Source organism: bacterium, assembly GCA_023150945.1.
GTDB lineage: Bacteria > Zhuqueibacterota > Zhuqueibacteria > Zhuqueibacterales > Zhuqueibacteraceae > Coneutiohabitans.
The window spans coordinates 1-12,789 of the sequence record JAKLJX010000007.1; the positions used below are offsets into that span (position 1 = coordinate 1).

11 protein-coding genes and 1 pseudogene are annotated in these 12,789 nt (G+C 56.4%); 6 read left to right on the forward strand and 6 right to left on the reverse strand.

The window, feature by feature from the left end:
• Positions 1 to 338: 338 nt before the first annotated feature.
• Complete coding sequence (gene pdxH, locus L6R21_10970) at positions 339 to 980, reverse strand: pyridoxamine 5'-phosphate oxidase (GenBank protein ID MCK6559707.1); 642 nt, start codon at positions 978 to 980, stop codon at positions 339 to 341.
• A gap of 470 nt (positions 981 to 1,450) precedes the next feature.
• Between pdxH and L6R21_10975 the strand changes: the two genes are divergently transcribed.
• From L6R21_10975 to L6R21_10985, 3 genes are all read left to right on the forward strand, one after another.
• Positions 1,451 to 1,831, forward strand: a complete 381-nt coding sequence (locus L6R21_10975) for a hypothetical protein (GenBank protein MCK6559708.1) — start codon at positions 1,451 to 1,453, stop codon at positions 1,829 to 1,831.
• 591 nt (positions 1,832 to 2,422) lie between these two features.
• Positions 2,423 to 3,334: a carbon-nitrogen hydrolase gene (locus tag L6R21_10980; protein ID MCK6559709.1), complete on the forward strand. Its 912-nt coding sequence runs from the start codon at positions 2,423 to 2,425 to the stop codon at positions 3,332 to 3,334.
• 38 nt (positions 3,335 to 3,372) lie between these two features.
• Complete coding sequence (locus L6R21_10985) at positions 3,373 to 4,398, forward strand: agmatine deiminase family protein (GenBank protein ID MCK6559710.1); 1,026 nt, start codon at positions 3,373 to 3,375, stop codon at positions 4,396 to 4,398.
• Positions 4,399 to 4,537: 139 nt separating this feature from the next.
• Here the strand turns inward: L6R21_10985 and L6R21_10990 are convergent, their stop codons facing one another.
• Positions 4,538 to 7,612 carry an efflux RND transporter permease subunit gene (locus L6R21_10990; protein ID MCK6559711.1) on the reverse strand — a complete coding sequence of 1,025 codons (3,075 nt, stop codon included), beginning with the start codon at positions 7,610 to 7,612 and terminating at the stop codon, positions 4,538 to 4,540.
• Between the two features lie 271 nt (positions 7,613 to 7,883).
• Between L6R21_10990 and L6R21_10995 the strand changes: the two are divergent.
• From L6R21_10995 to L6R21_11005, 3 genes and pseudogenes are all read left to right on the forward strand, one after another.
• Positions 7,884 to 8,144, forward strand: a pseudogene (locus L6R21_10995) (metalloregulator ArsR/SmtB family transcription factor).
• Between the two features lie 39 nt (positions 8,145 to 8,183).
• A complete protein-coding gene (locus tag L6R21_11000) occupies positions 8,184 to 8,738 on the forward strand; it encodes a cation transporter (protein MCK6559712.1) in 555 nt (184 codons plus the stop codon).
• A 1-nt stretch (position 8,739) separates the two neighbouring features.
• Complete coding sequence (locus tag L6R21_11005) at positions 8,740 to 9,267, forward strand: (2Fe-2S)-binding protein (GenBank protein MCK6559713.1); 528 nt, start codon at positions 8,740 to 8,742, stop codon at positions 9,265 to 9,267.
• Between the two features lie 48 nt (positions 9,268 to 9,315).
• Here L6R21_11005 and L6R21_11010 read toward each other — a convergent pair whose 3' ends face one another.
• The 4 genes from L6R21_11010 to L6R21_11025 all read right to left on the reverse strand — a co-directional run bounded on the left by L6R21_11010 (position 9,316) and on the right by L6R21_11025 (position 12,746).
• Positions 9,316 to 9,918 carry an isoprenylcysteine carboxylmethyltransferase family protein gene (locus tag L6R21_11010; protein ID MCK6559714.1) on the reverse strand — a complete coding sequence of 201 codons (603 nt, stop codon included), beginning with the start codon at positions 9,916 to 9,918 and terminating at the stop codon, positions 9,316 to 9,318.
• Between the two features lie 28 nt (positions 9,919 to 9,946).
• The gene (locus tag L6R21_11015; protein MCK6559715.1) at positions 9,947 to 10,273 is read right to left on the reverse strand and encodes a YnfA family protein; all 327 of its coding nucleotides are present in this window, start codon (positions 10,271 to 10,273) and stop codon (positions 9,947 to 9,949) included.
• A 13-nt stretch (positions 10,274 to 10,286) separates the two neighbouring features.
• Entirely contained in the window at positions 10,287 to 11,399 is a 1,113-nt protein-coding gene (locus L6R21_11020; GenBank protein MCK6559716.1) for an efflux RND transporter periplasmic adaptor subunit, read from the reverse strand.
• A gap of 81 nt (positions 11,400 to 11,480) precedes the next feature.
• The gene (locus L6R21_11025; GenBank protein ID MCK6559717.1) at positions 11,481 to 12,746 is read right to left on the reverse strand and encodes a TolC family protein; all 1,266 of its coding nucleotides are present in this window, start codon (positions 12,744 to 12,746) and stop codon (positions 11,481 to 11,483) included.
• Positions 12,747 to 12,789 lie beyond the last annotated feature (43 nt).

Consider the following 12,789-nt stretch of genomic DNA (forward strand, 5'->3'; position numbering starts at 1 on the left):
TCATGAACAGCCGGGTAAAGGCCGTCATGTGCCCCAAGTACGCGGTGATGGTTTTGGGAGCGTAATTCTTCAGCTCCAGCTCCATCTTCATCTGGTCACGCAACTTTCCCATGATGAGCCTCCTTATGGTTAGGGTTAATGGGATAGCACCACGCTTACGATGCGTCTTTGCATCTTCATATCAAAGTAGGAAAAGTTGCGATCCTGTCAAGCACTCCTTGGTATCGCCGCGATCAAGCTCGGAGCGTCCAGACCATCCTGATTGTCAAAGAACGATAGCAGCGACTACAAACCCAAAGCTACCGCGCAGCGGTTTCGTTCAACATTGATTTATCGGGCTAGGGTGAAAGCCGCTCGATCAACCAGCCGCTGCCGCCGCGACGGTAGCGCAGCCGGTCATGCAACCGGCTGGGCCGTCCCTGCCAGAATTCAAACACCTCCGGCACGAGGCGGAAGCCGCCCCAATGCGGCGGCCGCGGCACCTGCCGGTTTTCATACTCGCGCGCCAGTTCCTGAAAACGCTGTTCCAGCATCTGGCGGTTGGCGATGATCTCGCTTTGCGCCGAGGCCCACGCGCCAAGCTGGCTGTCGCGCGGCCGCGTCTGAAAATACTCGTCTGCCTCCGCCGGCCTCACCGTTTCCACTTGGCCCTCCAGCCGAACCTGCCGTTCCAATTCCCGCCACCAAAACACCAAACTCGCCCGGGCATTTTCGGTCAGCTCGCGGCCTTTGCGGCTGTGAAAATTGGTGTAGAACACGAATCCTCGGGCATCGCAGTCTTTCAACAGCACCACGCGTGCCGAGGGCCAGCCCGCCGCCGTGCTGGTCGCCAGAGTCATGACATTGGCGTGCTGCGGGTCGGCCGCCAGCGCCTCCGCAAACCAGCGCTGAAATTGTTGAAACGGATCCGGCATGGCTTCGCTTTCTTCCAGACGGCGTTGGGCATATTCGACGCGCAGATGGTTCAAGGCATTGCTCATGGCTGTGCTCGACGGTGTGACTGCGAATTGAATGACGCGGGAGCCGCGTTCGCGGCTCTTGCGTTCGCGGCAAAACACGGCCTATTTTAGCATCTTCCGCGAAAGAAGCAAGCTTTACCTCCAACATCGCTTGCCGTCAGGCGCCCAAAGAGGCCTGCACCGAAGAGATGGTCGGAATGATACAGAACGTGGAACACACCCGACAAGCCCGGATCCTGAGTTCCATCCACCAGCCTGAACACTGCCGGCCGGCGAGTCCATTACATTTTCATCACAGCCGGATTACAATTTTCATTCCTGTAACTGCTGGTAGCCACACGGAGGCGTGGTTTCCTTGCAGTTTCACCCGGGAATGATTGTTGCAAACATGTGAGAGCACATGGCACCGGGCGCTATCGTTCTTAAATCAGAGAGAGTCCGCACCGAGGCGCACGCTGCCAGCCGAACCCGACATCGAAGGAGGCACGAAAATGGAAACAATTCTGAAATGGCTGATCGCCGGCTATGTGGTCGGCGTCATTTGCATGCTCTATCTGATCGCGCGCTCGTGGGTGATCACCAGCGCCATGCTGAACAACCGGGGCAGCGCGGTCTACCGCCGGGAATTCGGCGTGCACTGGCTGGGCATGGCCCTGCTCAGCACCGGCATCTCGCTGGGGTGGAGTTTCATCGGCGGCGGCATTCATCGCATGATGGCAAACGATCTAAAGTTCGTGCAGTTTTCCCTGGGTCTCGCTGGCGCCATTGCCATGCTGCTGATGATGGGCAAGACCACCCACAAGGCCGACAAAATCGCGCTCAACACCATCGTGATCGTCGGGTTGGGCGTACTCATTCCCGTGATGTTCTAGTGGTCTGTTACCTTGAAATGTATAGCCCCCACGCTGTCATCCTGCAAGGATCCTGTGAAAACTTGAGCACGGTATCAAGTAATTCACAAGATTCCTTCTGAATGACACTCGGAAACACTTATACAAATCAAGGTAACAAAGCACTAGGCCGAACCCACCGCCTCCCGCCGGCTGCCGGACCGCTGACGGTCGATGACAGTTGTGGTGACCTGGCGCTGGCGCGAGGCGAGGATTGACAGGATTAGCAAGACCCAAAGCAGACAAACCGCGTTGGGTCTTGCTATCAGTCGGAAAAAGTCGCTGCTTGCCCTGCAAAGATCCCAATTGCAACAGCCAAATAGTTCTGTCCCAAACCATCTTGCCATAGCTGTTCTGCCCTTGACGGTTTTGCCCTCAATCATTTTGTCCATAATCATTTTACCGCAGCCGCTCTGCCCCAAAGGTTTTCTTCCCAAGTCATTTTGCCCCAATCGTTTTGCCCTCCGCAGCATGCCATCGAGTTTTCCCTTGACATTTGGCAGTTGGTTGTTAGGTTATGACGCAATCTTAACCTTGACGCATTGACCCGTGACCAGGAGTGAACCCTCACCCATGTCCACGCCCACTTCGTTCACGATCGGCCTCGTGCAAATGGCAATGAGCCGGGACGCCGATGACAATCTCAGCCGCGCCGGCGGTTGGATCACCGCGGCAGCGCGGCAGGGCGCGCAGGTCATCTGCCTGCCGGAGCTGTTCCGTTCGCAATACTTCTGCCAGGTCGAAGACGCCAGCCTGTTCGACCTCGCCGAGCCGGTGCCCGGACCGACCACTCACGCTTTGAGCCGGTTGGCTGCCGCGTTGAGCGTCGCCCTGGTCGTGCCGGTGTTCGAACGCCGCGGGCCGGGAGTTTACCACAACAGCGCGGCCGTCATCGACGTCACCGGCGCGATCGTCGGACTCTATCGCAAAATGCACATCCCGGATGATCCGGCTTACTATGAAAAATTCTATTTCACGCCCGGCGATCTCGGCTTCAGAGCGTTTGACACGCGGCCGGGCCGCATCGGCACGTTGATTTGCTGGGATCAATGGTATCCCGAGGCCGCGCGCTTGACCGCTTTGCGCGGCGCCGGCATTCTCTTCTATCCCACGGCTATCGGCTGGCACCCGCACGAAAAGGCTGAATATGGCGCGGCGCAACGCGAGGCCTGGCGTACCGTGCAGCGCGGTCACGCGATCGCCAACGGCGTGTATGTGGCCGCCGCCAATCGCATTGGTCACGAACAGCCTGCCGCGGGCGCCGGCATTCAGTTTTGGGGATCGTCATTTCTTTGCGACCCGCAGGGCGTGATTTTGGCGCAAGCAAGCGACGATCGCGAAGAAATTCTGCTGGGCACGGTGGATTTGCGCCACCTCGAAGAAATCCGCCGCAATTGGCCGTTCCTGCGCGATCGGCGCATCGATGCCTACCGCGATCTCGAAGCGCGCTATCTCAGCGAGGAGCCGTGGCACCAAACTCGCTGACTCCGAGCCGCGGCACGCCGGCGCGTCTCGGCTTCCGCATGCCGGCGGAATGGGAAAAGCATGAAGCCACCTGGCTGGGCTGGCCGCGCAACCGCTCTGACTGGCCGGGCAAATTCACGCCCATTCCCTGGGTGTATGGCGAGATCGTGCGCAAGCTGGCGCCGGGGGAGCGGCTGCACATTCTCGTCGAATCGAAAAGCCACGAGGCCCAAGCCCATCGCGTTTTGCGCGCCGTTGGGGTCGATCGGGAGCGCGTGCAATTCTTCCGCTTTCCCACCAATCGCGGCTGGACGCGCGACTCCGGCCCCATGTTCGTCCGGCGCCGCGGTGAAATCGCCGTCGTCAATTTCGGTTTCAACGCCTGGGCGCGCTATCCGGATTGGCAAAAAGACAATGCCGTGCCACAGCGCGCTGCCCGGGCGTTGGGCTGCCGGATCTTTGCAGCGCAACAGCAGGGCCGGCCGTTCGTGCTCGAAGGCGGCAGCATCGAAGTCAACGGCCGCGGCACGCTGCTCACCACGGAAGAATGCCTGCTCGATCCCGTCACCCAGGTGCGCAATCCCGGCATGAGCCGCGCCGCGATCGAACACCTGCTGCGCGATTATCTCGGCGTCACCAATATCTTGTGGCTGGGCCAGGGCATTGCCGGCGATGACACGCACGGCCACATCGATGATCTCTGCCGCTTTGTGAATGAACGCACGGTGGTGCTGGCCAGCGAGCGCAATCGCCACGATCCCAACTATGCGCCGCTGCAGGAAAACCGCGAGCGCCTGCAGCACATGCGCCTGGAAGACGGCGGCAAGCTGGAGGTGGTCGCGCTGCCCATGCCGGAGCCGCTTTACTTCAAGGGAACGCGGCTGCCGGCGAGTTATGCCAATTTTTACGTCGGCAACGCCGCGGTACTCGTTCCCACCTTCAATGATCCCCATGATCGCATCGCGCTCGGCATTTTGGCGGAACTGATCACCGACCGCCCGGTGATCGGCATTCACGCGGTGGATTTGGTGTGGGGCTTCGGCACGTTGCACTGCCTGACGCAACAGCAGCCCGCAGCGGAATGACACCGGCCCGCGCAGGCGTGCTCGTGAACCACCCCGCTGTGAGCAGAGAGAGTGCCACTTTGGTGCCGCGAGTGATCACACCGGCTCGTGGGATCGATGCCCTCAAATTGCATGGCAGCTCGGAAACGGGACATACGCCCTACCCTCTTTGAGGCTCGCGCCTCGCTTCCATCCACTGATACACCACCGGCAAAATAAACAGCGTCAACAAAGTTGAAGTCACTAGGCCACCGATGACAACGGTGGCAAGCGGCCGCTGCACCTCTGCGCCGGTGCCGTGCGAGAGCGCCATCGGAATGAAGCCGAGCATCGCCACAAGCGCGGTCATCAATACCGGACGCAATCTCTCGGAAGCGCCTCGCACGACGGCGAGATGTACGGAGATGCCTTGGCTGCGCAGTTGATTCATGTACGTCACCAGCACGACGCCGTTGAGCACCGCGACGCCGAAGAGTGCGATGAAACCGATACTCGCCGAAACGCTGATGTGCAAGTCGCGAATGAGCAACGCGAAAATTCCGCCGCTGAGCGCGAAAGGCAGATTGGCAAGAATTAGAAGAGAATGGCGGAAATTGCCGAACGTAGTGTAGAGCAGCGCGAAGATGATGAAGATGGAAAGCGGCAGCACGACCATGAGCCGGCGCGTGGCGGATTGTTGGTTCTCAAATTGTCCGCCCCAGGTGAGATAATAGCCGGAAGGCAATTCCACTTCCGCTGCAATTCGACGCTGCGCCTCGCCGACGAAACTGCCGATATCACGGCCGCGCACGTTGCACTCGACGGCGATGCGACGCTGGCCAAACTCGCGGCTCACTTGCACCGGCCCTTCTTCGGCAACGACGCGCGCGATTTGCGAAAGCGGGATTGAACCGCCGCCTGGCAAATGCACGAGCGAGCGTTCAATCGGAGCGATGTCGTCGCGCTTGTTTTCAGGATAACGCACGACGACGGCAAAGCGCTTATTGCCTTCGAAAATTTCCGACGCAACTTTGCCGCCGATGGCGATTTCGATGACTGCCTGCACTTCATTAACGTTGAGGCCGTAGCGCGCAATCGCCGCGCGGTCGATATAAATGTTGAGATAAGTTTGTCCGGCGATTTGCTCGACGGAGACATCTTCAGCGCCGGAAATTTCGCGCACGACGTTGGCAATCGCATCGGCTTTCTTTTTGAGCACGTTGAGATCATCGCCGAAAAGTTTGATCGCGAGATCGGACTTGACACCGGAGACCAGCTCGTCGACGCGCATCGCAATCGGCTGTGTCATGTTGTAATTGACGCCAGGAATTTGTTGTAGCTCATGCACCATTTTATCGACAAGCTCTTCTTTGGTTTTAGCAGTTTTCCACTCGCTGTGCGGCTTGAGCGTCACATAAATGTCGCTGAGATTCACGCCCATCGGATCGGTGGCAATATCGGGACGACCGAGGCGGCCAACGGCAAACTCGACTTCGGGAAATTGCATGATGATCTTCTGCACCTGTTTGTCGATCTCGATGGACTCGGTGAGGCTGATGCTCGGCATACGAATCGGTTGCACCAAAATTGCGCCTTCGTCCAATTCGGGAATAAACTCCGTTCCGAGCAACGGCACGAGCGCGAATGAACCAAACAAAATAACTATCGCGGCAATGAGCATTTTGCCTTTGTGGTGCAATGCTTTCTCCAACGCCGGCGTGTAATATTTGTGCAGCCAACGCACGAGAAAAATTTCGCGGTGTTTTATTTCTTTGGGCAGAATAAAACGCGCCGCAGCGGGCATGAACGTGAGCGCGAGAAAGAGTGAGCCGAGCAGCGCGAAGCCGACGGTCATCGCCATCGGCGTGAACATTTTGCCTTCGATGCCTTGCAGCGTGAGAATGGGCATGTAAACCGCGATGATGATGAGCACGCCGAATAGCACGGGCCGCGCCACTTCTTTGGCAGCGCTTTCGATCACGTGTTCGCGCTTATCGTCGGGATTGGCATGGCTTAACCGGCGCACGCAATTTTCGATCATCACCACGGCGCCGTCGACGATCATGCCGAAGTCGATGGCGCCGAGGCTCATGAGATTGGCCGAGAGGCCGCGCCACTTCATGCCGATGAAGGCGAACAGCATTGACAGCGGAATTACCGAGGCCACGAGCAGCGCCGCGCGAATATTGCCGAGAAAAACAAAGAGCACGGCGATGACGAGCAAGCCGCCTTCGATGAGATTCGTGCGCACCGTTTTAATCGTTTTCTCGATCAAATCAGTTTGATCGTAATACGGATGAATTTTCACATGGCGCGGCAGCGTTTTGTTGATCGCTTCGATTTTAGCTTTGACGCGCGCAATCACTTCGCGGCTGTTTTCGCCTTTGAGCATCATGACAATCGCGGCGGCGACTTCGCCGCGTCCTTGCATCACCACCGCGCCTTGCCGCACCTCCGCGCCGGTCGTGACTTCGGCAACGTTCTTCACGTAAATCGGCGTGCCGTTCATGGTTTTGACGACGATGTTCTCCAAATCACTCATCGTCTGCGCGCGCCCGACGCCGCGAATGATGTACTGCTCCGAAGCATGCTCGATGAAATTGCCGCCCACCACGCTGTTGTTGTTCTCCACCGCCGTGAAAACTTCGGCGAGCGACAGACCATAGCTCAACAACATTTCCGGCGAAACGAGAATTTGATATTGCTTCACCAATCCGCCGAAGCTATTGACTTCAGTGACGCCAGGTACGGTGCGCAGTTGTGGCTTGATCGCCCAATCTTGCAAGCTGCGCAGCTCCATCAAATCGAGGCTGTCGCTTTCGAGAAAGTATTGATAGATTTCACCCATGCCCGTGGTGACCGGTCCCATCTCCGGCTCCGGCATGTTGGGCGGCAGCGCTTCGCGCGCGCTTTGCAAACGCTCGAGCACGAGCTGGCGCGCGAAGTAAATATCAACGTCATCTTCGAACACGACGGTGATGACGCTCAAGCCGAATTTTGAAATCGAACGCACTTCGGTGAGTTGCGGCAGTCCGTTCATCGCCACTTCAATCGGGAAGGTGACGAGTTGTTCGACCTCCACCGGCGAAAGCCCAGGGGCCTCGGCGAGAATCTGCACCTGCACGTTGGTCACGTCCGGAAACGCATCGATGGGAATGTGCGTGAGCGACCACCAGCCGAGTCCGGCCATGAGAATGACGAGGCAAAAGATGAGCAGCGGTTGTTTGAGAGAGAATTGGATGAGACGGTTGATCATGAAAAAATTCTCCGAAGGTTGTGCCTAACAGTTTCATTATGAAAAATTTCGTTTGAGCTGGAATTTTTCGTTTTGTGTCTTCGTTATATTAATTAAGCAATTGCTAAAATACTTACAGACAAGCTTTATGAAAAAAATCTACGTCGAAGGCAAGCTCTGCATCGGCCCGAATTTCTCCAAAGCCGAATTTGCGCTGATCAAACGCAATCTCGCCAACCAAAAAGGCTTGGAAACTTTGGCCGATCTTCTCGCCGTTGCGGGCAACGGCCAGCGCTTGAAAATCTTGTACCTGTTGCACGCGCACCACGAGATGTGCGTGTGCGATCTGGCCGAAGTGCTGGAGATGACGGACTCCGCGGTTTCGCAGCATTTGCGCAAGCTCAAAGATAAAAACCTGGTCAAAACGCGGCGCGAAGGCCAAACCATTTTTTATTCGCTTGTGCAAAATGTTTTTACTTCCAACTTGGAAGACATGTTTGTGCAAGATGAAACCAAAGAGCAACATGCTTTTGTTTTGAATGAAAGGAGTTAATCAATGCAAAAAACCGCTTTATCAACTGTTGGAAGTGTTGTGACCGCTGTTGTTGCTTCGCTTTGTTGTATTGGGCCGGCGGTCTTGGCAATTGCCGGCGCCGGCAGTCTCAGCGCCTTTTCGGCGTTTGAAACTTACCGTCCTTACTTCATCGGCGTTACCGTGCTCCTGCTCGGCTCGGCGTTTTATCTCACCTATCGTAAACGTGAGGTGAAATGCGAAGACGGCTCGTGCAAAATTCAAGGCGCGGGCAAATGGAACAAGCTCGGCGTGTGGAGCGCGGCGATTATTGCTGTTCTTGCCATTTCGTATCCCTATCTCGCGGCAAAGCCTTCTGCCACGACCAATGCCGCTTTCACGCCCAAAGCGACGGTGGTGTTGGAAGTCAAAGGCATGACGTGCGCCGCGTGCGCTTCGCATATTCAAACCGCGCTTTCAGAAGTCAAAGGTGTTCCTCGCGCCCGCGTGGAATATGAAACCGGCAAGGGCGTGGTCGAATACGATCCTGCGCTCGTGCAGCCGGAGGCCTTGATCAAGCGCGTTGATGAGGCCGGCTACAAGGCAACAGTTGCCCAAGAAAACAAAGGAGAATGAGATGAATGCCTGTTGCGCACAACCTCTCGACGCGATTGCCGCCGGCCAGCATCATGAAGAAAGTTGCTGTCTCGTCACGGAGAAAACGCCCGCACCTGCAAAAGCTGCGTGTCCGGCTTCCGGAACGCTTTCACGCAAGATTCAGCGCCGAACGCTGGAACATTTGCTGAAACCTGAGAAGCTTGGCTCCCTACGTCGTGTGCAATATTACTATTGCAAGGAACCCACCTGCAACGTGGTTTATTTCTCCAACGAGAACGTGCCTTTCTTTACGACAGATGATGTGGCGGTAAAAGTGTTTGTCAAAGATCAGGGTGACGACGTTCCGGTTTGCTACTGCTTCAATTGGACGCGTGCTCGGATCAAACAGGAGATTAGAGAAACTAAAAAATCGACCGCTGCCATGGAAATCGCGCGCGAAATCAAAGCCGGCAACTGCGCGTGCGACATTAAAAATCCCAAAGGAGAATGCTGCCTTGGTGAGGTCAATACGTTTGTCAAAGATGCGGCATCGGCGGCAACTGCATGAATGTTCATGAACAACGCCGCCGCACTCTCCCTGCCGGTATCCGCTTCCTTAAAGCCAGCGGCGTGTTTGTTGACAATACTTCTGATACTCTACGCCGTGCGTTTGGCGCAGATATTCTTCTTCCAAGCGAACTTGGATTTGCATCAGCGCGTCTCCCAATAGCAGCAAGGCGAATGTCACGGCATTGGGCAAGATTAAAAAGAGGCCGAGCAAGGTCACGCGCATGCCGAGAAAAATCGGATTGCGCGACCAGCGAAAAACGCCGTGCGTGATCAAAGGAGTTTTGGCGTTCACGTCGATGCCGATGCGCCATGAATTGCCCATCTGCGCTTGCGCGAGCAATGTCCAAATGAAGGAAGCGGCGAGCAGGAATAAGCCGGCGTGCTGCAATGCTTGCCGTTCAAGCCAAAAGATCGGAGCCAAATGCTGATATGCTTGATTCGAAGCGGCGTGCAGAATGACGACGGCGACGATGGCGATCAGCGTGAATCGAAACAGCATGCCGACGAAATCATGCGCGTTATCGGTTTTGCCGAGCACGTAAGGATTGACACCGGTTCGTTTCCAAACTAAAAACGAGCGCCAGAAAAAAGCGAACGTGAGATAGACGATCAGATAAATTGGAAGCACGTATCGCAGAATTGCGTCCATGTTTATTTCTCCGAAATGCAGAAGTATTTTATCCGCGCGGCCACCACATGATCACCGCGATGCCGACGCAACAAATGGCGGCGCCAACAATATCAAAGGTGTCCGGCGTTTTGCGATCCACCAGCCAACCCCAGAGCAACGACATGACGACAAAGATGCCGCCATAAGCCGCGTAGATGCGCCCGAAGTTGTGCTCGCTTTGCAGCGTCGGTATCACGCCGTAAAGCATCAGCAGGAGGCCGCCGATCAGACCAATCCAATGGCTGCGGCCATCTCGCAGCCAGAGCCAGACGAGATACCCGCCGCCGATTTCACACAGGCCGGCTAAGACGAATAACGCAATTGATTGCGCGATAACCATACTCACCTCAATGATGTTCTTCACCAAAAGTTTCTTTGGCCAGCTCGGATTTCAAAAAGAAGCCGCCGCGCGTCACGATGCGTTCGCCCGTCGCGAGGCCGTCGAGCACTTCGACAATCTCGCGCGTCTCCACGCCAGTGCGCACCTCGCGTTTTTCAAAGGTTGAGTCATTCACAGCCACAAAAACAAAATGCCTTTCGGTTTCACCAAGCATGGCGCTGGCCGGAATTTTGATCGTGTTGCCGCCCAGCTCGGTGGTGAGATGCACGCTCGCAAACATTTCCGGCTTGAGCTTGCCGCTGGGATTTTGCACTTCAAGCCGTGCCTTCACTGTGCGGCTTTGCGCATCGACGACGCCAAAAATTTCCGTCAACGTGGCGGCAAACATTTCGCGTGGATAGGGCGTGACTTCGACTTGCGCTTTCATGCCTTTGTGGATGCGCGGCAAATCTTGCTCGTAAATGTCCGCAAGCACCCACAACGTCGAGAGATCGGCGATTTCAAATAAATGCGCGCCCAGCTCGACGAATTGGCCTTGCACGACTTCAGCGCTGAGCACCGCGCCGCGGAATGGCGCGCGAATGTGCAAATGGCTCAGCGGTTCTTTTGCGGTTTCCAGTTGGCGCAAATCAGCCTCACTCAGTCCGGCGACTTCCAATTTTCTGCGCGCCGAGAGCAAAATGGTTTTTGCCGTTGATTGATCGGTGCTTCCATTGCTGGGGCGCTGCGCGCGTTCGATAGTCTGCAAATATTCCATCTGCATCGCGAGAAATTCCTGGCTGAAAACTTCGGCGAGCGCTTGCCCGGCGCTGACGCGATCGCCGGCAAACGCCGAGACTTTTTCCACGCGGCCCGCCAGGCGCGCGGTGATGGCTGCGCGGCGGCGCTCATTGAGCATCACTTTGCCCGGCAGCGTCAATGGAATCGGCGCCGAGCTTTCATTGACCTCAGCAGTTTCAAGGTGAATGTGGAAAAGCTGGTGTTTGGTCAACGTCACGACTGTGGCATTTTCCTCATGAGCTTCTGCGGCTTGATGCGGATGCTCTTCGGATTCTGGTTGATTGCAAGCCCAAAGTGCGATTGCAGCGAAGGGCAAAGTATACTTGAGAGCTTGATTCATGGCTTATTCCTTGAGAATGAGTGAAGTCCGGCGCTCGACAATTTTTCAAATCTAGCAAGCTTTCGCAGCGCGAGTCAGACTTCACTCGTCTTGTTCAAACTTTTCGCCAACTGCTTCCAAATCAGCGCGGGCGGCGAGGTAATTGAAAATCGCGCGAACATTTTCCAAACGCGTTTGTCCTGCGGTGCGATGAATATCCAGCAAATCCGTGAGCGAAAGCTGGCCGGACTGATATGCTGCCACCGCGGCATGTACCACATTTTGGGATTCCGGCAACACGACGTTGCGAAATTCCAAAACCTGCTTCTCTGTCGCTTCCACGGCAGCGACGGCGACTGCAAAATTGTGGCGCACCTGCTGCTCAAAATAAGCCAAGCGTGTTTCCGCCGCCGCCAGCTCGGCCTGGGCGATTTGCGTTTCGCCTTTCGGCGCAACACGATTGAACAGCGGCAGGCTGATGCCGGCCTCGAGGCCGAAGGCATTCACGGTTTCACCGTTCGGCTGCGCGAGCGTGAAAGGTGGATTCTCCGCGACCCGTTGAAACGAAGCGCCAACAGAAAAATCCGGTCGACTGGCAAGTTGCGCCAAGCGCAAAGCGCGGCGTTGGCGCTCGACCGCAGTGACAAGAATTCGGCGCAAATTGGATTGCCCGGGGGCAAATGCCGAATCACCGGAAGGTGCATAAACCAGAGAATCACTCAACTGCAAAAGTTGCGCGCTTTCACGGCCCAGCAAAAGATTGAGCTTGGCTAACGCCGCGATTTGATCCTCTTGCACCGCGGCCAACTCAATCCGGCCGCGGCCCAGTTCAATCCGGCTGCGCACGACGTCAACGTAACTTGCCGCGCCGCTTTGATAACGTTCGGCGATGAGTCGCTGCAAATCGTCGAGAAGCTGCACGGCAAATTGCTGGCTTGTGACATTCTCCTTCGCCAGCAGGTTTTCATAGTACCGTTTCTTGACTTCCGCTGCGAGCAAGACGCGGAGACGCGCCAGTTGCAATTCGGCGATTTGACGATCAGCGCGGGCAACGGCTTTGCGGCTGCCGCGCTTGCCGGGAAATTCAAAGCCTTGACTAAAGCCGATCTCGATGGCATTGGCAGCGGCAAAGTCGAAGCCGATTTCGTCGAGGCGAGCAAAGATTTCGGCGGGCGGCAGCGCCCCGGCATGCACGCCTTGTCCCCGCGCCACGGCAACTTCCTGCTCGGCCAGCATGATTTGCAGGTTTTGCCGCAGTGCCAAAGCAATGGCCTGTTGCAATGAAAGTTCACTCTGCGCCCTAGCCGCGCCGGACAGCAGCAATAATGGAAACAGCACAGCCAGGCAGGAACGCGAAACAGGAATCACGTGCCGGCTCCTTTCCGAAAAAACTGCACCGAGATGAGATGCG